This is a genomic window from Hwangdonia seohaensis (genome assembly GCF_031932625.1).
Taxonomy (GTDB): Bacteria; Bacteroidota; Bacteroidia; order Flavobacteriales; family Flavobacteriaceae; genus Hwangdonia; species Hwangdonia seohaensis.
The window spans coordinates 639822-664127 of the sequence record NZ_JAVSCK010000002.1 but is presented as its reverse complement, the minus strand read 5'-3'; the positions used below and the strand labels follow the sequence as shown (position 1 = coordinate 664127).

General features: G+C 36.1%; 18 protein-coding genes and 1 tRNA gene. 10 read left to right on the top strand and 9 right to left on the bottom strand.

Annotation, left to right across the window (positions count from 1 at the left end):
- The first annotated feature begins 16 nt into the window (after positions 1–16).
- From RNZ47_RS08115 to RNZ47_RS08100, 4 genes are all read left to right on the top strand, one after another.
- A complete protein-coding gene (locus tag RNZ47_RS08115; RefSeq protein ID WP_311938681.1) occupies positions 17–1069 on the top strand; it encodes a sugar phosphate isomerase/epimerase family protein in 1053 nt (350 codons plus the stop codon).
- A gap of 19 nt (positions 1070–1088) precedes the next feature.
- On the top strand, positions 1089–1826 hold the full coding sequence (locus RNZ47_RS08110; RefSeq protein WP_311938679.1) for a 3-keto-disaccharide hydrolase: 738 nt from the start codon (positions 1089–1091) through the stop codon (positions 1824–1826).
- A 256-nt stretch (positions 1827–2082) separates the two neighbouring features.
- Positions 2083–2156: transfer RNA gene (locus tag RNZ47_RS08105), tRNA-Arg, on the top strand.
- A 114-nt stretch (positions 2157–2270) separates the two neighbouring features.
- The gene (locus tag RNZ47_RS08100; RefSeq protein WP_311938677.1) at positions 2271–4304 is read left to right on the top strand and encodes a hypothetical protein; all 2034 of its coding nucleotides are present in this window, start codon (positions 2271–2273) and stop codon (positions 4302–4304) included.
- A 17-nt stretch (positions 4305–4321) separates the two neighbouring features.
- On the opposite strand, the gene RNZ47_RS08095 is transcribed toward RNZ47_RS08100, so the two are convergent.
- From RNZ47_RS08095 to tsaD, 7 genes are all read right to left on the bottom strand, one after another.
- On the bottom strand, positions 4322–5503 hold the full coding sequence (locus RNZ47_RS08095) for a THUMP-like domain-containing protein (protein WP_311938675.1): 1182 nt from the start codon (positions 5501–5503) through the stop codon (positions 4322–4324).
- A 6-nt stretch (positions 5504–5509) separates the two neighbouring features.
- Entirely contained in the window at positions 5510–6598 is a 1089-nt protein-coding gene (locus tag RNZ47_RS08090) for an AI-2E family transporter (protein ID WP_311938673.1), read from the bottom strand.
- Positions 6599–6652: 54 nt separating this feature from the next.
- The gene (locus RNZ47_RS08085) at positions 6653–7153 is read right to left on the bottom strand and encodes a TrmH family RNA methyltransferase (protein ID WP_311938671.1); all 501 of its coding nucleotides are present in this window, start codon (positions 7151–7153) and stop codon (positions 6653–6655) included.
- Between the two features lie 276 nt (positions 7154–7429).
- On the bottom strand, positions 7430–8071 hold the full coding sequence (locus RNZ47_RS08080) for a DUF4159 domain-containing protein (protein ID WP_311938669.1): 642 nt from the start codon (positions 8069–8071) through the stop codon (positions 7430–7432).
- 7 nt (positions 8072–8078) lie between these two features.
- Positions 8079–8786, bottom strand: coding sequence for a 16S rRNA (uracil(1498)-N(3))-methyltransferase (locus RNZ47_RS08075; protein ID WP_311938667.1), 708 nt, complete (start codon positions 8784–8786; stop codon positions 8079–8081).
- 19 nt (positions 8787–8805) lie between these two features.
- The gene (locus tag RNZ47_RS08070; protein ID WP_311938665.1) at positions 8806–9255 is read right to left on the bottom strand and encodes a hypothetical protein; all 450 of its coding nucleotides are present in this window, start codon (positions 9253–9255) and stop codon (positions 8806–8808) included.
- Positions 9256–9289: 34 nt separating this feature from the next.
- On the bottom strand, positions 9290–10312 hold the full coding sequence (tsaD, locus tag RNZ47_RS08065; RefSeq protein WP_311938662.1) for a tRNA (adenosine(37)-N6)-threonylcarbamoyltransferase complex transferase subunit TsaD: 1023 nt from the start codon (positions 10310–10312) through the stop codon (positions 9290–9292).
- A 197-nt stretch (positions 10313–10509) separates the two neighbouring features.
- On the opposite strand from tsaD, the gene RNZ47_RS08060 reads away from it, so the two are divergent.
- The 6 genes from RNZ47_RS08060 to RNZ47_RS08035 all read left to right on the top strand — a co-directional run bounded on the left by RNZ47_RS08060 (position 10510) and on the right by RNZ47_RS08035 (position 20770).
- Positions 10510–14919, top strand: a complete 4410-nt coding sequence (locus tag RNZ47_RS08060; protein WP_311938659.1) for a translocation/assembly module TamB domain-containing protein — start codon at positions 10510–10512, stop codon at positions 14917–14919.
- Between the two features lie 152 nt (positions 14920–15071).
- Positions 15072–16058 carry a 6-phosphofructokinase gene (gene pfkA / locus RNZ47_RS08055; RefSeq protein ID WP_311938657.1) on the top strand — a complete coding sequence of 329 codons (987 nt, stop codon included), beginning with the start codon at positions 15072–15074 and terminating at the stop codon, positions 16056–16058.
- Positions 16059–16076: 18 nt separating this feature from the next.
- Complete coding sequence (gene gap / locus RNZ47_RS08050; protein WP_311938655.1) at positions 16077–17078, top strand: type I glyceraldehyde-3-phosphate dehydrogenase; 1002 nt, start codon at positions 16077–16079, stop codon at positions 17076–17078.
- A 72-nt stretch (positions 17079–17150) separates the two neighbouring features.
- A complete protein-coding gene (locus RNZ47_RS08045) occupies positions 17151–18017 on the top strand; it encodes a BadF/BadG/BcrA/BcrD ATPase family protein (RefSeq protein ID WP_311938653.1) in 867 nt (288 codons plus the stop codon).
- 18 nt (positions 18018–18035) lie between these two features.
- Positions 18036–19268: an ATP-binding cassette domain-containing protein gene (locus tag RNZ47_RS08040; protein ID WP_311938651.1), complete on the top strand. Its 1233-nt coding sequence runs from the start codon at positions 18036–18038 to the stop codon at positions 19266–19268.
- 116 nt (positions 19269–19384) lie between these two features.
- Positions 19385–20770, top strand: coding sequence for a response regulator (locus RNZ47_RS08035; RefSeq protein ID WP_311938649.1), 1386 nt, complete (start codon positions 19385–19387; stop codon positions 20768–20770).
- Between the two features lie 150 nt (positions 20771–20920).
- On the opposite strand, the gene RNZ47_RS08030 is transcribed toward RNZ47_RS08035, so the two are convergent.
- Positions 20921–21301: a RidA family protein gene (locus RNZ47_RS08030; RefSeq protein ID WP_311938646.1), complete on the bottom strand. Its 381-nt coding sequence runs from the start codon at positions 21299–21301 to the stop codon at positions 20921–20923.
- A 137-nt stretch (positions 21302–21438) separates the two neighbouring features.
- Complete coding sequence (locus RNZ47_RS08025; RefSeq protein ID WP_311938644.1) at positions 21439–24222, bottom strand: putative LPS assembly protein LptD; 2784 nt, start codon at positions 24220–24222, stop codon at positions 21439–21441.
- Positions 24223–24306 lie beyond the last annotated feature (84 nt).

Sequence of the window (24306 nt, the reverse complement as noted above, 5' to 3'; positions counted from 1 at the left end):
TAAAGATTAATAAGATATGAAAACAATAAAAGGACCAGCAGTGTTTCTAGCGCAATTTGCCGGAAGCGAAGCTCCGTTTAATTCCCTAGAGGGCATGTGCCAATGGGCTTCAGATTTAGGTTATAAAGGCATTCAAATTCCAACATGGGAAGCTAATTTAATAGATATCGATAAAGCAGCCGAAAGTCAAATTTATTGTGATGAATTAAAGAGAAAAGTCGAATCATACGGATTGCAAATAACCGAGCTTTCAACGCATTTGCAAGGGCAGTTGGTTGCGGTAAATCCAGCTTACGATACCATGTTTGATGGTTTTGCACCCGAAGCTGTTAGAAACAATCCCAAGGAAAGAACAGCCTGGGCCATTGATTTTGTTAAAAAGTCAGGAACTGTAAGCGGTAGATTGGGTTTAAATTCGCACGCTACTTTTTCTGGTGCATTGATGTGGCACACCATGTATCCGTGGCCTCAGCGCCCTAACGGGTTGGTGGAAATGGGATTTAAAGAATTGGCAAATCGATGGATTCCCATCTTAAATCATTTTGATGAAATGGGCGTCGACGTCTGTTTTGAGCTTCATCCCGGAGAAGATTTGCACGATGGTATTTCATTTGAACGTTTTCTGGAGGCAACCAAAAACCATAAAAGAGCAAATATACTTTACGATCCCAGTCATTTTGTGCTTCAGCAGTTGGATTATTTAACTTTTATAGATTATTATCACGAACGCATTAAAGCATTTCATGTGAAGGATGCCGAATTCAATCCCACAGGAAAACAAGGTGTTTATGGCGGATATGCCAATTGGAAAGACCGCGCAGGACGCTTTAGGTCGTTGGGTGATGGGCAAGTGGATTTTAAAAGTATATTTTCAAAACTAACCACTTATGGTTGCGATGTTTGGGCGGTTATGGAATGGGAATGCTGTATAAAATCATCTTCTCAAGGTGCTAGGGAAGGAGCGCCATTCATTCAAAAACATATTATAGAGGCTGCAGAACGAAGTTTTGATGATTTTGCTGGAGGCGAAACCGATGAAAATCAAATCAAAAACATACTTGGTATATAATTATTAAAATCAATTAGATATGAAATCGTTAATTCAATTACTGTTGGTGTTGTTGGCCATTGTTTCTTGCAAACAAAAAAACACTAATTCACCTATTCAAAAAGATGAGGTTAATAGCATTGAAGCAGATGTTACCGGAGAATGGATAACTCTTTTTGATGGCTCTTCTTTGGATAATTGGCGCGGTTATTTGGCTGATTCTATGTACCCGGAATGGACCATTGAAAATAAGACTTTGGCCTTTACACCCAGTGAGAATGGCGGTAAAAATATTATAACCAATGAAAAATATACCAATTTTGTTTTATCGCTGGAATGGAAGATTTCAGAAGGGGGCAATAGCGGTATTTTCTGGGGTGTTTATGAGGACGAAGCTTACCCGGAAGCGTATCACACAGGTTTGGAAATTCAAGTATTGGACAACGATAGGCATCCGGACGCCAATGCAAATCCAAAATTTCATCAAGCGGGAGCTTTATACGATTTGGTAGAGCCAGCTTACGATGTGTGCAAACCAGCAGGAGAATGGAATTTATGTGAAATTAAAATTGACCATAACGCCAATAAAGGAAGTGCGTCGTTAAACGGAATAGTAATAGTGGAGTTTCCACTTAGGGGTGAAGCCTGGAAAAAAATGATTGAGAATTCCAAGTTTAAAGATTGGAAAGGATTTGGTACCTACAAAACCGGACATATCGGATTGCAGGACCATGGCGATAAAGTATGGTACAGAAATATTAAAATAAAAGAATTATAAATTCCTTATTCATCATTTTTTTGCGGTTTCCAAAAAATAGAATAATTTATCTTGTATAATAATGAATAGCATATTATATTTGCACCCACATTTGCAAGAGTAAAAATAAAACTTAAGTTCTTTTCAAATTAATTGCGCGTGCTACTCCGTATTACGGTTGTTAAATCGCAATTTTTATTGATTGTTTAAATAAAATAAAGGGTGTGGTATTTTATTTGCCAACTCAACCCTGTTTTCGTAGAAACACAAAAACTACGGGCTCTTAGCTCAGCTGGATAGAGCACCTCCCTTCTAAGGAGGCGGTCGAAGGTTCGAATCCTTCAGGGCTCACTTAAAGCTTCACTATTTTTTTAGTGGAGCTTTTTTGTTTTTGTAAATTACTTTGAATTTTAAAATTATTTGCTTAATTGGTTATAATATTTATTAGTTTAGCAATAGCGTATTATGAAAAACCTCTGCCTACTTATCTGCATCATACTATCTTTTAGCGCCTTCTCACAAGATGCTGAGATTGCTACGAAATTCAGTGAAAACGGTACGTTGTACGATAGTTTAGACAAACCTTCAAAACCTTTAACGCAATTTAAAAAAGATGAAAACTGTATTGTAATTGGTTATTTAGGGAAAGATAATTACAAAGTAAAATATAAAGAATGGGTTGGAGTTTTAAGTTCTGATTTTCTGTTGATAAATGATGAAATGATGGATTTATACTATGATTTTCAAGAAAAGGCAAGAAAAAAGCTTATTGAAGAAAAAGAGAACAGAAAGAAACGGTTACAAGAAATAATTAGGAATAGTCCGGAGGAAAAGGCGAAACGAAGAAAAGACTCCATTGCTAAAGCGAAAGTAGCCGAGGAAAAAGCACAGCGAAAACGCGACTCCATTGCCAAAGTTAAAGAGATAGAAAGGCAACGACTTGCTGCAGAAGCCTTATTGCGCAAACAGGCCGAGGAAAAAGCACAGCGAAAACGCGATTCCATCGCCAAGGTTAAAGAAATAGAAAGACAACGACTTGCCGCAGAAGCCTTATTGCGTATACAGGCCGAGGAAAAGGCACAACGTGAGCGCGATTCCATCGCTAAGGTAAAAGAGATAGAAAGACAGCGACTTGCCGTAGAAGCCTTATTGCGCAAGCAGGCCGAGGAAAAAGCACAACGGGAACGCGACTCCATCGCCAAGGTAAAAGAAATAGAAAGACAACGACTTGCTGCAGAAGCGCTATTGCGCAAACAGGCTGAGGAAAAGGCACAAAGGGAACGCGATTCCATCGCCAAGGTAAAAGAAATAGAAAGGCAACGACTTGCTGCAGAAGCGCTATTGCGCAAACAAGCCGAGGAAAAAGCACAGCGGGAACGGGACTCCATCACCAGGGTTAAAGCGATGGAAAGGCAGCGATTGGCAGAGGAAGAATTCCAACGCAAGAAGGCCGCTTTGCGAGCACTGAGGATAAAAGATAGCATTGCGAAAGTTGAAGAAGATGAGAAGCAACGACTTACCGAGGAAAAAGCACAGCGAGTGCGCGACTCTATCGCCAAGGTAAAAGAGAAAGAAAGACAGCGATTAGCAGAGGAAGAATTCCAACGCAAGAAGGCCGCTTTGCGAGCCCTAAGAATAAAAGACAGCATTTCGAAAGTTGAAGAAGCTGAAAAGCAACGACTTGCCGCACAAGCCCTATTGCGCAAACAAATTGAGGAAAAAGCGCAACGTGAACGCGACTCAATCGCCAAAGCCATGGAGATTGAAAAACAACGGTTGGCAGAAGAAGAGTTCCAACGCAAAAAACTAGCATTGCAAGCCCTAAGAATAAAAGACAGCATTTCGAAAGTTGAAGAAGCTGAAAAACAACGATTGGCAGCACAAGAATTACAGCTTAAACAAGCTGAGGCAAAAGCCAAAAGACATCGCGATTCCATCGCCAAAGCCAAACCATCCGAAGAACAACGTTTGGCCACCGAAGCGATGTTGTTAAAACAGGCCGAGGAAAAAGCCAAACGATTATTGGATTCTATCGCTAAAGTAAAAGAAGCACAAAAGCTTCGATTGGAAAAATCTGAATCGCGAAATACCTGTAATTACCTTATTAATGAATACGATGAGTTTTACAAAGAACAATTAATTAGAACTGAGGTATATAGGTTAAATAAGAACTTAACCGTAGAATTGTACCGGCAAGGAAATAAGGTAAATGTTTTTTTAAACCTTTCAGAAAATTTGGGTTGTGCCAGTTATTTAACACGCAACAGGTCTTCGGTAAGAATTCAGCTTGAAAACAACCAAAGCATAACGCTTTTCCATTCATGGAATATCGATTGCGAAGACTTTAATTTTAAAGGCACCATATCTAATTCGCAAATGCAAAAATTAGAACAATCTGCCATAAAATCGATTTATTTTAAAGGTACGAAAGGCGCTAAAGAAGTTTCGGATATAGAGTATAGAACGTTTTTTATTGAAAAACTAAAGTGTATTGAATAGCTCAAGTTTCTGGCTATTCAATAAGCTTTTGTACAAATGATTACGGTTTTGTTTCCATCAACATCTGTAGTAAAAAATAAATACAAATTTCCGCCATCTTTAATATTGAATTTTTTTCTGATCTGTTGAACCGTTTCAGGGAAATTCCGGGTTGTAATATTGGCTTTTGTAATAGCTTCTTTTTTTAATGTTTTTTTATTGAAAGGCAATAGCTTTTCAATTTTAAAACACCGTCCGGGGAAATCCACAAGCTGTTCGCTGGTGTATAAATGCGAATGTTGATGCAGCTTAAAAACGTTTAATTGTTTAGAAATGGAATGAAAACCACCCGCTTTTAAAATAGCGGCATTTGGCTCGTACAAATAGGTGAGTGGTTTATCGTAATTGGATGGTGTGCTTTTTTCTTCTTCTAACAAAAAATTAAAATGTGCGTTTTTATCTTTTTTAATATTTACCGTTTCAATTGAAATTTCTTCAGAATAACCGCGTTCCAAAATCCAAAGCAATTCTTTTACTTCATTGTTTATAGCGACAACGTGAATGGTTTTTACATGCTTCAGTTCGTTTATCCCCACCGAAAAATCGAGTAGTGGCGATGTTTTTATCATTATATTTTTTGAATGCTTAAAAAGCAAATCGATATGTTCGGGAATATTGGGCAGGCAATCGTTTAAAAAGAAAACTTTCCCTTTGCTGTCGTGTCGTCTCGATGGGTCGATATAAATCCAATCGAAGGTTTTGTTTGAAGTTTCTAAATACGCCATGCCATCCATATTTTGGGTTGAAATATGCTGAACATGCAATTGCGTATAATTGTGTTTTACGATTTCTGAAAGCTTATGGTTAATCTCGCAATGCACCGTGGTTTTAAAGTGTTTTGAGAAGTAATAACCATCTACCCCGAAGCCACCCGTTAAATCTATAATAGAGTCGCCATCAATTAAATTGGATTTGTAATTTGCCGTAATTTCTGAAGAGGTTTGTTCAATATTCAGCTTATTCGGATAGTAAATATTTTTGGTGTTGAACCATGTTGGCAATTTTTTTTCGCAGCGTTTTTTGGCTTCAATTTGTTCGATGATGTCTTTGGTTTCAACTCCATCAAATGGTGTTCCCTTTAACAATAATTTGGAAACATCGGCATGTAAATGTTCATTTATAAACTCTTGAATTTCAGTATTTAGAATAGAAGGATTCAACAGAAATTATATGCCTTTGGTGAGTTTTTTAACAATCTTGTTTTCAGATAGAAATTCCTTTAAAATTACTTTAATGGCCGTATAAGCCGGCACCGCTATGATTAAGCCGATAACGCCAAAAAGTATGCCCGTAATTAAAATAACCAAAAATATTTCAAGTGGGTGCGATTTGACGCTTTTTGAAAATATGATGGGTTGGCTGCCAAAATTATCGACTAATTGCCCTATTAAAAACACGATAAGCACCCAAATTGTTTTTGGCAAAATAACGGCGCTAAACGATTCGCCAAGGTTGCTGGTCATGGTTAATGTAATCATTAAAAAGCCACCAATTAAAGGGCCAACGTATGGGATTAAATTAAGCAATGCACATAAAAATGCAATAACAATAGCGTTTTCAACCCCGATAATTAAAAGGCCAATGGTGTAAATAACAAATAGGATGAGGATTTGAAAAATGAGTCCGACAAAATATCTAGAAAGCAGGTCTTTTATTTTTGTTGAGGAATTTCTCCAACGTGATTCCTTGTTGTCGGGTATAAAAGTTAGAATGCCGTTTTCAAACAATTTGCTGTCTTTTAAAAAGAAAAAAGAAATAAATAAAACCGAAAATAGCCCAATGCTAAAACTGCCCAATCCGCTAACTACGGCATTTAAAAAATTAGGAATTATCGAATAATCCAATTCTGTTAACAGGTTCGAATTTTTTATGGATTGCTCGATATCAATTTGATTCAACTCAAAATACCCTATTATTTCCCGGTATAAAGCCTCAATTTTACCTTGTAATTGCTCAATGTTTAAAAGCGATAAATTATGCCCTTGTTCAATAATCAAAGGAATAAACAAACTTACCAAGCCCACAAACAGTCCAACTAAAAACACCATGGTTACAATAACCGCTATGGTGTTTTTAAACTTTAATTTGCGGCGTAGAAACAAAACTATAGGTCTGCCAACTAACGAGATTACCGCGGCAATGGCCACATAAACGATTACGGATTGTATTTTGTATAAAAAGTATAATAATAAAGCAATGCCAAGTATAATGGCGATGGCTTTTAAAATACCGTTGGCTATGGTGTTGGATTTCATGTAGTAAATATAATCAATGAAGTTGGATGCACGAAGACTGAGGTTAGAAGAATTTTACAATAATTGCTTCGTAATTTCATAAAGTGCAATATTGGTGGCCTGTACCACATTCATGCTGCTGTTTCGACCGAACATATCAATATGGATTATAGCGTCCGAGATCTTTAAAATTGCTTCTGAAACGCCAAAATTTTCGTCGCCAATAATTAACGCGATTGGTTTTTCTTTTGAAAATTTGAAAGTATGAATGGGCTTGCTCGAACTTGTAATTTCCAATGAAATGATTTGATGGTTTTCGTTTTTTAATTCTTCAACAATTTTTGAAGCAGTTTCGGCAATCTCGTAATTCAACACTTTTTCTGTGGCTCTTGAGGTTTTTGCCATTTTACGTCCAAGGTGGATGTTTTCGCCACAGAGTATCAGTTTTTCAACGCCAAAAGCATCAGCGATTCTAAATAAACTTCCAATATTTGGGGCGTTGGTTACATGGTCGCACACCAATGTTATCGGGAATTTTTGTTTGTTGAAATTGGTATTGTAATGGGTGAGTTGCAAGTTATGTTTATTTGTTAAGCCGTTTGTTGTTTATATGTTTTGCCACGAATTCACGAATGTTAATTTGATTGTATCAAATAGATAATTAAAACTGGTATAACCAAACATAGGAAAACAAAAATATAAGCTATTCTTTTTTGTTTTTTAGTTAACCGGTTTTTATTGTTTTTGTTTATCGAGTGTTCAGAAGAAAAATCAAATATTGAAAATATTATATTTAAAATATCACTCATAATTTATATAAATCTTAATTCTATTTTCTTTGTTCTCGTTCAATTAATTCTCAAAAGCATAATTAATAATATTAGCGCCCATCTTTAGGGCTTTTTCCCTAACATCTGCGGGGTCGTTGTGTACTTCGGCATCTTCCCAACCATCGCCCAAATCGCTTTCGTAAGTAAATAATAAAACCAGTCGGTCTTTGTGAAAAATACCGAATGCTTGCGGACGTTTACCATCGTGCTCGTGTATTTTTGGCAAGCCTTTTGGAAACTTATAAACGTTATTAAATAGTTTATGGTTTACGGGCAGTTCAGTTAATTCTTGGTTCGGGAACACTTTTTTTAATTCTTTGGTAATGTAAGGTTGCATACCGTAGTTATCATCAATATGCACAAAGCCACCAGAGATTAAATAATTACGAAGGTTTTCGGCATCGGCTTCGCTAAAAAACACATTACCATGTCCGGTCATGTGTAAAAACGGATACTGAAAAATATCTGAGCTTCCCACTTCAACAGTTTGTGGTTTGGGGTTTATTTTAGTGTTTATGTTTTGGTTGCAAAACTTGATTAGGTTGGGCAATGCCGTTGGGTTTCCGTACCAATCGCCACCTCCTTTGTATTTCAGTATTGCTAAATCTTGGCTAAACAAGAAAAGAGAAAAGAGAGAAAAGAATACAGAAAAAATCAGTTTCATATTTTATTTAATCTTCGTTTATAAAAGCCACAGAATGGCAAGCGACAATAGCCGCTGTTTCAGTACGTAATCTGGTTGCTCCCAAAGTTACAGGTTTAAATTTATTTTGAAGCGCTTGCTCGATTTCTTTAATAGAAAAATCGCCTTCGGGTCCGATTAAAATGGTGGTATTTTGCTTTGGTTTTAGTTGTTGTTTTAACGATTTTCTATCGGTTTCCTCGCAATGCGCTATAAATAAATCGCCTTTAAATTCTTGTTTTATAAAGTCTTTAAAAGACATGGCGTCATTCAGTTTTGGTAAATAACAGCTTAAAGACTGCTTCATGGCCGATTGCAAAATCTTTTCAAACCGTTCTGGTTTTATGACTTTTCGTTCGCTATGGTCGCAAATAATAGGTGTGATGCTATCAATGCCAATTTCGGTGGCTTTTTCCAAAAACCATTCGTAGCGGTCGTTCATTTTTGTTGGTGCAACCGCTAAATGTAAATGGTAATTTCGTTTGGGTTGTTGCGTTATAGAAACAACCGTTGCTACACATTTATTAATATTTGGTATGGTAATTTCGGCAGTAAACAACCAACCGTTACCGTTTGTAATATGCAGGGTGTCGCCAACATTTTTGCGCAACACTTTTACAATGTGTTTGCTTTCTTCTTTCGCAAAAGTGAATTGTGTGGTGTTTTCTGAAATGTCTGGATTGTAAAAGAGTTGCATGCTTTATTGCTTTATTGTCTTACTTTCTTATAAAACATTTAATTAAACCAATTATTACGTTGATTAAAAAAAGAATTTGAGAAAAAAGAATTGTACAAATTATAAATATAATCACCCAACCTAAAATAGATGCTTCATTGAATACTCCAGGTTCAATTTCAGTATCATCTTCAAAAATTGTCATTAAAAGGAAATAAATGAATAAACCACCAATTGTAAAGAATAAATGTATTTGCGTTAAATAATAAATTAAGGAAACCTTTAGTTTTTTTAAAATCCAATAAATACATCCTTCTATAAAATATAAAAATGATAATAAAGAGATTAAATGAAAAAGATGAATAATAAAATAGGTGTTATGTACATTGATATCAATTAAAGCATTTTTATCAGAAAAAGTAAACAATCCAGCTATAAATATGACTAAAGCAGTTATCCAAAAATAAATATGAGGTTTAGCAAATTTCATTTATAAAAAATTGTTTGTGTATTCGTGTCAAATCCTAAATCTTCAACCGCGCCGAAGCCATCACACTTTGTTCCGCAAAATTGCCTTCTAAATACTTTAAATAGCCCACAATGGCAATCATTGCAGCATTATCGGTTGTGAATTCAAATTTAGGAATGTATGTGGTCCAACCAAATTTTTGTTCACCATTTTTTAAGGCCTGCCGTATGCCCGAGTTAGCCGAAACGCCACCGCCAATGGCAATATGTTTTATTCCGGTTTGTTTCGATGCGAGCTTTAATTTATCAATTAAAATACCAATAATGGTGTATTGAATGGAGGTACAAATATCGTTTAAGTTATCATTAATAAAATTGGGATTCGCTTTCACTTCACGTTGAATAAAATACAAAATAGCCGTTTTTAAACCCGAAAAACTAAAGTTTAAACCTTCCACTTTTGGTTTCGTGAATTTAAAGGCTTTTGGGTTACCAAGTTTCGCGCGTTTGTCAATTTCCGGTCCCGCGGGATAGCCCAAACCTAAAATTTTTCCGCTTTTATCAAAGGCTTCACCAACGGCATCGTCAATGGTTTCGCCAATAACCGTCATATTAAAATAGCTATCAACCTTCACAATTTGGGTGTGTCCACCAGAAATGGTCATGGCTAAAAACGGAAACGGTGGTTTCTCAAAACCTTCTTCATCTATAAAATGCGCTAAAATATGTGCTTGCATGTGGTTTACATCAATTAACGGAATGTTTAGCCCATAAGCCAAAGACTTCGCAAACGATGTGCCCACCAACAGCGAACCCATTAAACCCGGGCCACGGGTAAACGCCACAGCGTTAAGTTGTTCTTTAGTAATGTTGGCTTTTTTTAAAGCTTGGTGCACCACAGGAACAATGTTTTGTTGGTGCGCACGCGATGCCAATTCTGGTACCACGCCACCAAACTCTTCGTGTATTTTTTGGCCCGCCACAACATTGCTTAAAATTTTGCCGTTGTGTATTACAGAAGCCGCCGTATCGTCGCATGAAGACTCAATTCCTAGAATATAAATATTTTGTGAAGACATTAATAAAAATTAGGCACAATAATTGTTAATTTTGACTCGATAATCGAGACTTAAATATTGCCAGTATCGTTTTATGTAAAACATCTAGCTGTGTGTAAATACTCGTAAGTACAAAAGTAGTTTATTCTTAATTAAATCGTAACTTTAAGAGCATCAAAAAAATTCTAAAAATACTGTCAAAAATAGCCGGCATCTTATTGCTGCTTTTCATCATTTTGGTGTTGGTGCTTTCTATTCCCTTTGTTCAAACAAGTTTAGGTAAACATGCCACCAAAAAACTAAATAGTGAGTTTGGTACCAATATTAATATTCATAAAATTGGCATGCAGTTTAATGGCGATGTCGAGTTAAAAAGCATTTACATTGAAGACTACAAACAAGATACACTTATTAGTATTGCCGAACTTAACACTTCCATTTTAAGTTTTAGAAATCTGTACAACGGTAAATTGGTTTTTGGCGATATTGATATTATCGATTTGGTTTTTAATATTAAAACCTACGAGGGCGTAACCGATACCAATTTAGATGTGTTTGTTGCCAAATTAGAAGGGAATGACAACGAAGAGAAAAGCGGCGATTTTTTACTCTCGTCGAGCGATGTATCGATTTACAACGGTCATTTTAAATTATCAGACGAAAATAGGGAAACCACAAAACGACTGGATTTTGAAAATTTAAACATTAACGCCACCAATTTTTTAATTAACGGAAGCGATGTTAGTGCCAGAATTAACACGTTGGCGTTTAAAGACAGTAGGGGCGTCGAGGTTAAAAATCTAATGACCGATTTTGGCTATACGTTAACCGACATGACCTTTGGTAATTTGAAAATTAAAACACCAAATTCAGAATTAAAAGGCGATTTGAAATTTTCGTACAATCGTGAAGATTTACAGTTTTTTGAAGACAAGGTTTTGGTTACCGCTAGTTTTAAGGATTCCAATATTTTACTTAACGAATTAAACACGTTTTATAACGAGTTTGGCAGCAACCAATATGCACGATTTAGTGTTGATTTATCGGGGACTTTAAACGATTTAAAAACCACGAACCTAAAATTGAATACCAGCCGAAACACCAAAATTTACGGCGATTTAAGCTTTAAGAATTTATTTAGCAAAGAGGTGGACGATTTTTATATGAACGGCAGGTTTAACAATTTAAGCTCAACCTATAAAGATTTAACCGCACTGTTGCCCAATGTTTTGGGGGAAGCTATCCCATCGTCGTTCGATAGGTTGGGCCGGTTTAAAATAGTAGGACAATCGCAAATTACGGCATCAACCATAAATGCCGATGTTAAAATTGATACCGAACTGGGCTTTGTTAATTCTACCTTGGAAATTACCAAAATCAACGATATTGATAATTCGTCATATAAAGGAAAAATTATTTTTGAAGATTTTGATTTGGGCACTTTAATTGAAGCCCCAAACGTTGGGTTAACCTCACTTAACTTAAATGTAAACGGCACGGGTTTTATTGCTGAAACCATTGACACACAGGTTGATGGCGATGTGTTTCAGATAATGTATAACAACTACAATTACAATAGGATTAAAGTAGCGGGCAACGTTAAAAACAGAATTTTTGATGGTAATTTAATAACCAACGACAGAAACCTGCAATTAAACTTTAATGGGTTGGTTGATTTTTCAGAAAATTTAAAAAAATACGATTTTACCGCCAATGTAGATTATGCCAATTTAAACGCCTTAAACTTTGTTGAAAAAGACAGCATTTCAATCTTTAGAAGTCAGGTGAAAATGAACATGAATGCAAGTGATTACGATGATGCTTATGGTAGGGTGCTGTTTCAAAATACATCGTATAGAAATCAAAAAGACACGTATTATTTTGATGAGTTTACCATATCATCCCGATTTGATAACGGCACTCGGTTTATTGAAATCAATTCACCGGATATTATTGAAGGAAGCCTCGAAGGGCAATTTGTATTTAAGGATATAAAAAAACTTTTCGAAAATTCAATAGGCCATATTTACACCAATTACATCCCTCATAAAGTTGCTGCCAATCAAAATATCAATTTCAATTTTAAAATATATAATAAGATTGTTGAAGTGTTTTATCCAGAAATCCAACTTGGTAAAAACACCTTTGTGCGCGGTAGGGTAGAGAGCGAAGAAGAAGCGTTTAATCTAACCTTTAAGTCGCCAAAAATTAAATTAATGGATCACTTTGCAAACAACATAGAGTTGCAGGTAGATAATAACAACCCGCTGTTTAACACCTATGTAGAGGTAGATAGTATTAACACCGAATACTACAACGTTTCTAAATTCAATTTGATAAATGTTACCGTTAACGACACCTTGTTTATGCGCTCGGAATTTAAAGGCGGAAAGCGGAATAACGATATATTCAATTTAAGTTTTTACCATACCATTAATGAAGAAAACGAGTCGGTAATCGGTTTTAAAAAATCCGATGTTACCATAAAAAACAACAAATGGTTTATTAATGAAGATACGGATAGATTTAATAAAATTTCGTTCAACAAAAAACTGACCACCTTTAATATTGACCAGCTTAAAATAAATCATAACAACGAGGAAATTAAACTTTCTGGCTTTTTGAAAGATTCCACACAAAAGGATTTAAAACTGAATTTTAAAAATGTCGATTTAGCCAAAATAACCCCCGATATCGATAGTTTATCGCTGGCCGGAAATGTAAACGGAAAGTTGGATATTCTTCAAAAAAACGGAAGCTATTTGCCAAATTCATCCGTTATAATTGATAATTTTAAAGTCAATAATTTCCTTTTGGGAGATTTTGATGCCACCATAACCGGTAACGAAGATTTAACCAAGTATAATGTCGATGCCACCATAAAAAACGATTATACCAATTCTTTTAGTGCCGTGGGAGATATTACGGTAATTGGCAAACAATCAAATATTGATGTTAATTTGGCTTTCGACGAGTTTAATTTACAACCATTAAACCCATTGCTGCAAGATGTTTTGTCGAATATCAGGGGGCTTGTTTCTGGCGAAGCCAATGTAATTGGCGATTTGAAAAGGCCGGATATTAACGGCAAACTCACCTTAAACAATGCCGGACTGGGCATTCCATATTTAAATGTCGATTATAATTTTAACGATAAGGCTTCGGTGACCTTAAAAGACCAAAGTTTTAATTTTAAAAACCTGCAATTAACCGATACAAAGTACAATTCCGTAGGGCAGTTAAATGGATCGTTAAGTCATGTAAACCTCTCGAAATGGCGTTTAAATTTAGACATTAACACCAACCGATTGTTGGTTTTAGACACGAAAGAAAGCGACGAGGCTTTGTACTATGGCACAGGTTTCGTTGGCGGTAATGCACGTATTAATGGGCCAGCCGAAGCGCTGGTTATAAATGTTATTGGCGAAACCAAAGCGGGCACGGTTTTTAAAATACCGTTAAACGATACGGAATCTTTTGGGGACAATTCTTTTATCCATTTTATTACCAAAGAAGAAAAATTAGCAAAGGAAAATGGCGTAGATATTGGGTTTGAAGATATAAAAGGACTTGAGTTGGATTTTGATTTGGACATTACCGAAGATGCCGAGGTGGAAATAATTATTGACAAAAACACGGGGCATACCTTAAAGGGGCGCGGAATTGGCGGGCTTTTAGTAGAAATTAATACCAACGGAAAGTTTAATATGTGGGGTGATTTCTCGGTATTCGAAGGGGTTTATAATTTTGCTTTTGCTGGCTTGGTACAAAAAGAATTTGTGGTTCAACCCGGAGGTTCCATCAACTGGAACGGCGAACCGCTAAAAGCCAACCTTAGAATGGATGCCATTTATAAAACCCAGGCAAACCCTTCGCCTTTATTGGACAACCCGATTAATAGAAGCATTCCCGTAGAGTTGAAAATTACTTTAACAGGTGCTTTGGAACAGCCGCAACCCGAGTTTGAATTTGAGTTTCCTAACGTGAGCTCAACCATTAAATCGGAGTTACAATACCGATTGGAATCTGTGGACGACAGGCAAAATCAAGCGTTATATTTATTGTCAACCGGATCTTTCTCCCGTGGGTTAAACGATCTGAATTTCTCGGGCACCATTGCTGAACGACTTAACGGCATCGTAAATGGTATTTTTTCAAGTGAAAACGGAAAATTCGATTTTGGTTTTAATTACGAGGTTGGAGAAAACCGACCAGATTATAAAACCGACGACCGATTTAGCGCATCTATTCAAACAAAAATAAGCGATAAGGTACTTATTAACGGTAAATTGGGAGTGCCTATTGGTGGGGCTACTGAAACTGTAATTGCCGGTGATGTTGAAATAAATTTTCTGCTTAATGAAGAAGGCACATTAACCGCTAAGGTATTCAATAGGGAAAACAGCATTCGTAATTTTGGCGAAAAAATAGGGTATACCCAAGGTGTTGGTTTGTCTTATAATGTAGATTTTGATACGTTTAAGGAATTAATTCGTAGTCTTTTCAAAAAACAAGCCAACGAAAATAATGGGGAAAAAGAAGATTCTGATACAACCGTAAAAGAAGACGAAAGCGATACGGCACCGAGTTATATAACCCATAAATCATCTTCAAAAAAAGATAATTAGCAGTTTTTTAAACTTTTTGTTGCATATATTTTTATAAAAACGTTTTTTTTATTAACTAAAACGTTATAGTTTAACAGCTATTGTTAAAATATGACATATGTTATATAATTGTAATATTAGTTTACTAATTTTACTTTTTAATTATAAAATTAATGCCAAAAAAGATAAAAAAAATAGGTGTTTTAACATCTGGGGGAGATTCACCGGGGATGAATGCAGCAATTAGATCTGTAGTTCGAACATGTGCCTATCACAACATAGAATGTGCTGGTATTTATCGAGGTTTTGAGGGCCTGATTGAAGGCGACTTTAAACTCATGGATGCCAGAAGCGTAAAAGGAATCATTAATAAAGGTGGGACTATTTTAAAAACGGCCCGCTCCAAGGAGTTTAGAACCAAAGAAGGCAGACAAAAAGCCTTTGATAAATTAAATCAAGCAGAAATTGAAGGACTGGTTGTTGTAGGAGGCGATGGCTCTTTTAACGGAGCTATGATACTTAATAAAGAATTCGGTTTCCCGGTAATGGGAATTCCAGGAACAATTGACAATGATATTGTAGGAACCACACACACCTTAGGGTTTGATACCGCTTTAAACACTGTGGTTGATGCCATTGATAAAATTCGGGATACGGCAAGTTCGCATAACAGGTTGTTTTTTATAGAAGTTATGGGGCGCGATGTCGGTCATATTGCTTTAAATGCAGGAATAGCCGGTGGTGCCGAAGAGATTTTAATTCCAGAAGAAGATTTGGGATTGGACAGGTTGGTAGAATCTTTAAAACGCAGCCGAAAATCCGGTAAATCTTCAAGCATTGTTATTGTGGCTGAAGGTGATAAAATAGGTAAAAATATTTTTGAACTTAAAGACTACGTCGATGAAAACATGGAAGGTTACGATGTACGCGTATCTGTTCTTGGGCACATGCAACGTGGCGGCTCACCCTCTTGTTTCGATCGGGTTTTAGCGAGCAGAATGGGTGTAAAAGCCGTAGAATCGTTATTGGAAGGAAAATCGAATTACATGGTTGGTTTGCAAAATGGTAAAATGGAACTAACACATTTAGATAACGCCATAAAAGGAAAAACAAAAATAAATTTAGAATTATTGCGTGTCTCAGATATTATGAGCACTTAAACATTAATAAATAAGATTATGTCAAAATTAAAAATTGGAATTAACGGATTTGGTAGAATTGGTAGAATTGCTTTTAGAGTAGCTGCTGAAAGACCAAATATTGAAATAGTAGGTATTAACGACCTATTGGATGTAGAGCACCTAGCGTACTTACTGAAATTTGATTCGGTACACGGAAGATTTAATGGCACTGTTGAAACAAAAAACGGTAACCTTGTAGTTAACGGTAACGAAATAAGAATTACGGCTGAGCGTAACCCAGAAGATTTAAAATGGGATGAAGTTGGCGCAGAAGTAATTTTAGACTGTACCGGTATTTTTACAAAATTAGACGGTGCGCAAAAGCACATTGATGCTGGGGCTAAAAAAGTAGCTATATCGGCACCATCTGCCGATGCACCAATGTTTGTAATGGGCGTAAACCATAAAGACATTACAGCTGCTGATACTATTGTATCTAATGCATCTTGTACTACAAATTGTTTAGCGCCTTTAGCTAAAGTAATTAATGATGAGTTTGGTATTGCAGAAGGCTTAATGACGACAGTTCACGCTACAACAGCAACCCAATTAACAGTTGACGGACCATCTAAAAAAGACTGGAGAGGCGGAAGAAGTGCCTTGGCAAACATTATACCTTCATCAACTGGAGCTGCTAAAGCTGTTGGAAAAGTAATTCCTGAATTAAACGGAAAATTAACGGGCATGGCATTTAGAGTACCAACTCCAGATGTATCTGTTGTAGATTTAACGGTTAGAACCGAAAAATCGGCAACCTGGGATGAAGTTAAAGCAGTTTTAAAAAGCGCTTCAGAAAATGATTTAAAAGGCATTTTGGGCTACACTGAAGAAGCTGTAGTTTCTCAAGATTTCGTGTCAGAGCCAATGACCAGTGTATTTGATGCGGGTGCAAGTATTGCTTTAAATGATAATTTCTTTAAATTAGTATCTTGGTACGATAACGAATATGGATATTCAACTAAATTAGTAGATTTAGCAGAGCATATTGGTTCAATATAATTATTAACTTGAATCCGCAGAATTATCGTGTAAAAACATTATAATTCTGTGGGTTTTTTTACTTTTAAACTTATGATTTTAATTGTTGATAGTGGTTCTACTAAGTCTGATTGGATAGCGGTAGACAGTAACGGAAATAGATTGCTGGAAAAAATTCGTACTAAGGGTTTAAATCCTGCAATACTGCCAGAAAAGAAGCTAAAAAAAATAATTAAAAAAAACGAAGATTTAAAAGCCAATAGTGAGCAGGTAACGCATATTTTCTTTTATGGTGCAGGCTGTGGAACTGAAAAACCAAAAGCACTCCTTTCAGGTGTTTTAGAAGAGATATTTATAAACGCCACTGTTGAAGTAAATGAAGACACCATGGCTGCGGTTTACGCTACCATTAATAGTATAAACGAAGCTGCTGTTGTGTGTATTTTAGGCACCGGATCAAACTGTAGTTATTACGATGGGGAAATTGAACACAAACGTGTTAAATCTCTTGGCTACTCTATTATGGACGATGCTTCCGGTAATTATTACGGGCGCCAGTTAATTAGAGATTACTATTTTAACCACATGCCCGAAAATGTTAAAATTGCTTTTGAAACCAAGTTTAATGTTGAAGATGATTACATCAAATACAACCTGTACAAACAGCCAAATCCCAATGCATATTTAGCGAGTTTTGCAGAGTTTATGTTTTTGCATAAAGACTCAGATTATATTATCCAGCTGATAAAAAAAGGCATTCGTTTGTTTGCTACCAATATGATTATGCAATATAAAGACGAGTTGGCAACAGCCCCGGTTCATTTTGCAGGCTCTATTGCTTTTTTCGCAAAGAAAGAAATTCAAGAAGTAGCCGAGGAAATGGGCTTCAGAACGGGTAATTTCGAACGAAGACCTATTGACGGTTTAGTGGCATTTCATACCAATAATTTGAAAAACTAATCTAAAAAAATATAGTTTTTGCACAACCACATTGCGTTTTATATATCTAATAATGATGATAAGCAGCTCCTCATTAAGCGCATTGTGACAGAGAAGTTTGTTGGCTATTTTTCAACTTTAAAAGGTGTTATATTTTCAAAAAAAACCTTGGATAAGTTTATAGATGAAGAAGTACGCCACGGTAACTATAATGTGGTTACCAGCACAAAAAACAGCTTATTGAACTCCTCCGAAGGTGAACGCAAAAAAGCATTGTTACAACACCTCATTTTACAAAATCCAGAGTATATTTTGGTCGATAACGTGTTTGGTAATTTAGATGCCAATGCACAAAAACATATTGAAAAAACATTAATCCGCTTAAGCCAAAATATACCGGTAATTCAAATTTCCAATAGAAAAAGAGATATCCTTCCTTTTATAAATCAGCTTTATAAATTAGAAAATAATCGTCCTGTTCTATACAAAAAAGCAGATGTTTTGTCCGACGACAAATCCATGGATTTTTCGTTGAGTTTACCCCAACCGTACATTCAAAACGACAATCATTTCAAGTCGTTGGTTAATTTCAAAAATGTTACGGTAAGTTATGGCGAACGTACCATTGTAAAAAACATTAATTGGGAAATTAAACCCAACGAATTTTGGCAATTAACAGGTCCAAACGGTTCAGGAAAAAGTACTCTTTTAAGTCTTATTTCCGGCGATAACCCAAAAGCTTACAACCAAGACATTACCTTGTTCGGCATTAAAAAAGGGAGCGGTGAAAGTGTTTGGGACATCAAACGAAAAATCGGTTATTTCTCTTCGGAATACTTGCGGGGTTTTGAGCGTTTACAGCCTATTGAAAAAATGATTATCTCTGGTTTTTATGATTCCATCGGGCTTTATAAAATTCCAAACGAAAGACAAATTGCCTTGGCACATCAATGGCTAAAAGTGCTAAATTTGTTCCATATAAAAAACAAAAGTTTTTTAAGTTTGTCCGTTGGGCATCAACGTTTGGTGCTTATCGCCAGGGCCATGGTTAAACATCCGCCTTTACTAATTTTAGACGAGCCAACCAACGGTTTGGACGATACCGATGCTGCCTTATTTTGTAAACTGGTAAACAAAATAGCGTCCGAAAGCAATACAGCCATTTTATACGTGTCGCACAGAAAAGAAGAAAGCTTGTTAAAACCCAACTTTATTTTCGAATTACAGCCACAAAAAACAGGCTCTATAGGTAAATCTATTAAAACTTCTTAATATTTTATTACCATCCTTAATTTGTAAGTTATACCTTTGATATTAGTAAATTTATTAATAAGTTTATTTTATTATAATAGCTCTTGATGCCGTTTTTTAAAAACCAAATAAAACCCTTGCTTGCAAAAATTATTTTGTTGATTTTTGTGGGTATTGCTTTTGCATCCATCTTCTTTGTTGGCTTTAATTTCCTTGAAGAACCTTTGGCATTACAAAGCATTTCTTTACTGCTGGCTATTCTTTTGTTGGTTTTAGTAGCGATAGCCTTCAGCTTTTTTAAAAATCAATACGCCAACCAATTAGAAATAGAAAATTTAAGTAACCTGATTAATGATTTAAAGGAACAGCTAAATGAAGCCTTAGATTCGGCTGATTATAAATCGATTTATTTGGCAAATATGAGTTACGAAATCAGGACGCCCTTAAACACCGTATTGGGGATGCTTAATATGTTAAAACAAACCAATTTGGATCCCGATCAAAAGGCACAAGTTGAAATTGCGGATTACTCTTCTGAGCATTTGTTGCAATTGGTAAACATGATTATTGATAATGCTAGGGTTGACGATGGCGAAGTGGAGCTGAATTTGGCCGCAATAAATTTAAAGTCGGATTTATCGAGACTATTTAAAATTTTCGAGTACCAAGCTTGGGAAAAAGGTTTGGAATTGGAGTTTAAGTTCTTGTTTGAAAGCGAAGCGAAATTTTTGGTTTTAGGCGATGTAGCTAAAATCCAGCAGGTGCTTATTAATTTGATAAACAACGCAATTAAGTTTACCAATAACGGAAAAATAACAATCATTGTTGACCAAACCGTTGGTATTGATGACGACCAAATCGTTACCTTTTATATAAAGGATACCGGTGTTGGCATGAGTTCTCACGAAGTGAAAAGAATTCTTAAAACTTCCAATAAAGTAGATGTATCTAGATTTAGTGATTATAGAGGCGGCGGTTACGGACTTTCAATTTCCAGGGATTTGGTAAAGCTGATGGGCGGCGAACTTAAAATTGAAAGCAAAGAAAATAAAGGCACCACATTTTATTTTAGCTTGCAGCTAAAAAAGACTTTAAATGTTCAGGTCCCAAGCGCAGAGGTTAAACCCATATTGTTCGATAAGTTTAGCGTATTGGTCGCCGAGGATAATAGGATGAATCAGAAAGTAATTAAATTCCTGTTAGAACAGCAAGGTGCCGATTGTACTTTTGCCAAAAACGGTGTGGAGGCCGTTGATTTGTACAAGATTCTTGATTTCGATATGGTTTTTATGGATATTTATATGCCGGATTTGGATGGTTATCAAGCCACCGAAAAAATCAAGAAAACCCGAAAATATGCTAAGCATAAAACGCCCATTATTGCTGTTTCCGCAAATGCTTTTGATGAGGATATTGAAAACGCAAAATTAGCAGGAATTGACGATTTTTTAGCAAAACCAATCGAAGTGGAAAAGCTAAAAGAGTTATTGGTAAAATACGCTTCAATTGATGAGCCCGCTTAATTTCTAAGAATAGCCGTCTTTTGTTTTGTTACTTATTTTATGCATGCTGAATTTGTTTCAGCATCTCATGAATATTTAATAAAGGTTTTTATTAATAATGTGACCCTGAAACAAGTTCAGGGTGACGTGCATTATAGGATTAATCCGTAATTACTTTACGGCAATCATGCTAATTTCAACATTCACGCTTTTAGGTAATCGGGCTACTTCAACGGTTTCACGTGCCGGCGCCGTGGCATCAACAAAATAGCTGCCGTAAATGGCGTTAATTCGTCCAAAATCATCCATGTTACTAATAAATATCGAAGACTTTATAACGTTTTCAAAAGTCATGTTGGCTGCTTTTAAAACGGCTTTCAAGTTTTCCATAACCTGTTTGGTTTCGGTTTCAATATCATCCAAAACAAGTTCTCCCGTCTCGGGATTAAATGCTATTTGACCCGAAGTGAAAAGGGTGTTACCGCTTAAAACAGCTTGATTATAGGGCCCAATAGGAGCAGGGGCATTTGTTGTTGTAATAATTTTTTTCATTGGTTTTTGGTTTTTCCATTCCCTCGAAGCAGGGAATCTAGTTATTCTTTACTTCTGTTTCCGCAAAATCTAAAATTCATTTTTATAAAAATATTAAACAATGAATGAATTAAACGAAAAATTCAGCATTAATTTAATTAAAGTTGCTGGTCGGGTTGCCTGCGTTTTTCGTATTTCAGGTCTTTTAAGATATTCGATTTTATGCCGATAAAGAAATTCCAGGATGCCCTGGTGCTAAATGGCACCCAACTAAAGTTCATTTTCCAACTTAATAAATCGCGTTCAAATCGCAGTTGGGTGTATGTAAAACCCTTGTTTTTTAAATCGTAACCAGAAGAAGCACCAACAGACCATTTCGGCGATAATTCTATATTGCCGGAAAACATAAGCGAGTGCGACGATATTTCGTTTTGTCGTGTATTATTTGAGTAATTAACCGCGTAGGCTAAACGCAAATCCCAAGGTATTTTAAAGTTGTAAAACGCACTTGGCTCTTCTTCTTTTTTGCTATCGGCATCTTCATTTTGTCTAGAAAAATCTTCAGAAACTCCAAATAAATCATCATCTCGACCGCCACTGCGTAGGTTTTCTTGTATGGCACGACCTTGGTTGCGATTTTCACTGCCATCTTTTTTACTGCTTGACAGCGAATAACTCATAGTCATGTTCGCACTCGTTAACCTAAAAAGGCTACCGCCATTGTTAACGTTGAATTTATTGATGCGCCTATTGTTATTGTCCAAAGCATACGGATCTAAAGTGGCACCAAAGTTCACGCTCAATTTATTGTCAAACAACTGGGTGCCACCGCTCATTCTCACTGGACTCCACTGCAACGAATCTCCAGCAAAATTGTACGAGGTAGAAAAGTTTAGGTTGTTAAGTAAAACCACTTTTTTGGGCTCGGTGGCGGTGCTGTCTTTATCGCGTACCTTCGCTTCAAAATTATTGGCAATGGAAATTCCCATGGAACTGGAGAAGTTTTTTCCCGGAGTTCCAAAAAGACCACCATCAAAACGCGAGTATTCCAAATTGTTTTCGTTTTGAATAATTTCAATATCGGCAGCGGTAAGATTGTCGGCGTTAATAACTTCGGCGGTTTCATAATATTTATCGAAAGCCGGATTGATATTATAACTAATTGAAGGCCGGATAACATGGCGAATAGCGTGGATTTTAGGGTTTTCTTTGTCTTTTTTAAAGTTGAACATCCCGTAAACCGTGGTTCCTAAACTGGTGCTAAAATTATAGGTTCTAAACGCATCAAAACCATTTACGGTTTCGGTAATCACTTCATCGGTCAAATTATCGTAAAATTTATCAATCGTTTTAAAAGTCCACACTTCATTAAAACTAGCCGATGTACTTAAGCTAAAATGTTTAAACACTTTAAAGTTTGTACTGATAGGAATGGAATGCTGAAAACCTGTTTTGGCATCATCAAACATTTCTTTTTTAAAGAACAGGGAATCGGTGGTTTGAATCCGGTTTTCACCACGCACGCTATACTGAAAATTTATATTTTGAATGATGCCTTTTTTTGACCCGTTTTTAGGGGCAAACGGAAAAATTCTGCTCACGTTTCCTTGAAAAGTAGGAAGCGTCATATTAATTTGCTCCGTATTGGTATTTTGGGAATGGGTTGCGGTAACGCTGTAGTTTACCGAGGGTTCGCCTTCAAAAGTTTTGGAATATGATACCGAGGACGACAAGGTGTTATTTAAAAAAGCACCCGTATTAATTTGATTTACAGATTGCCTGTAATACGTGCTACTACCCAAGTTTACCGATGCCGAAAAACGCGAACTGGGGTTTGCCTTACTATCTTGACTGTGCGACCAGCGTAAATTGTACACCGTAGATTTTCCGTAATCGGGAAAACCACGCTCACTGGTAATCAGGTTTTCGTACCTAAACCCAACATTTCCTCTAAACCTATAACGTTTGGCATAGGTGTTTTCCAATCGCAAACCATAGCTTCCGTTCGTGTAATAATCGCCTAAAACCGCCAAATCTACATAATCGTTTATGGCAAAATAATACCCGCCGTTTTGCAAAAAATAACCGCGGTCGTTCTGCTCGCCAAAAGTAGGAATTAAAACACCAGAGGTTTGTTTTTCGCTTTGCGGAAAAAATGCAAAAGGCACACCAATGGGCGTTGGAACCTCGTAAATAAAAAGATTGGCTAAACCCGTTACAATTTTTTTACCCGGAACTATTTTGGCTTTTCTCAATAAAATGTAATATTCTGGGTCGTCTAAATCCTCGGCGGTTGTGTATTTTCCACGGTGTATAAAATAAACCGAATCGTTTTCCTTTTTTGTCACTTGGGCAATAACGGTGCCACCGGATTGCTCGGTTTTAGAATTGTAGATTAAAGCTTTTTCGGTTTGGGTATTAAAAACAATCGAATCGGGTTCAACTATATTTTGACCTTGGGTAAATACAGGTGCTTGCGAATAGGTGCCAACAGAATCTAAAATACCTTTGGCGTAAACCGTATTGGTGCTGTAATCTATAACAATGCTTCCCGATTTTATATTGATGTCGCCGTAATCAATTTGGGCATCATTATATAAAAATAATTTCTGTTTTTTTTGATTGAACGACGTGTAATCCTTAGCGCTGTATCTTACAATATGCTCTAATAATTCTTTTTTTGGCTTAATGGAATCTGTAGTGGTGGAATCTTGCGCTTTTTCATCCGGAGCTTCATTTTTTACAAAATCCTTGGCATTAACAACTACACTATCTTTAACCGTGGGTTTAATACTATCTGTAGGTTTCGGAATATCTTGAGCGAAGCTAAACGTGTTAATAAACACTGTAAAACTTAATGCAAAAAGTATTTTAAAGTTGTTTGTACGCAACGCTTTTAAATGTATTTTTGTAAAAGTATGGCTCGGTTTTTGAATTGCCAAAATTACATATATTTTTCTGTGATAATTTATTATTCAACGGAAAAATTTAAAATTAAATGTTTACTCCATGTTGTGGAGTAATAA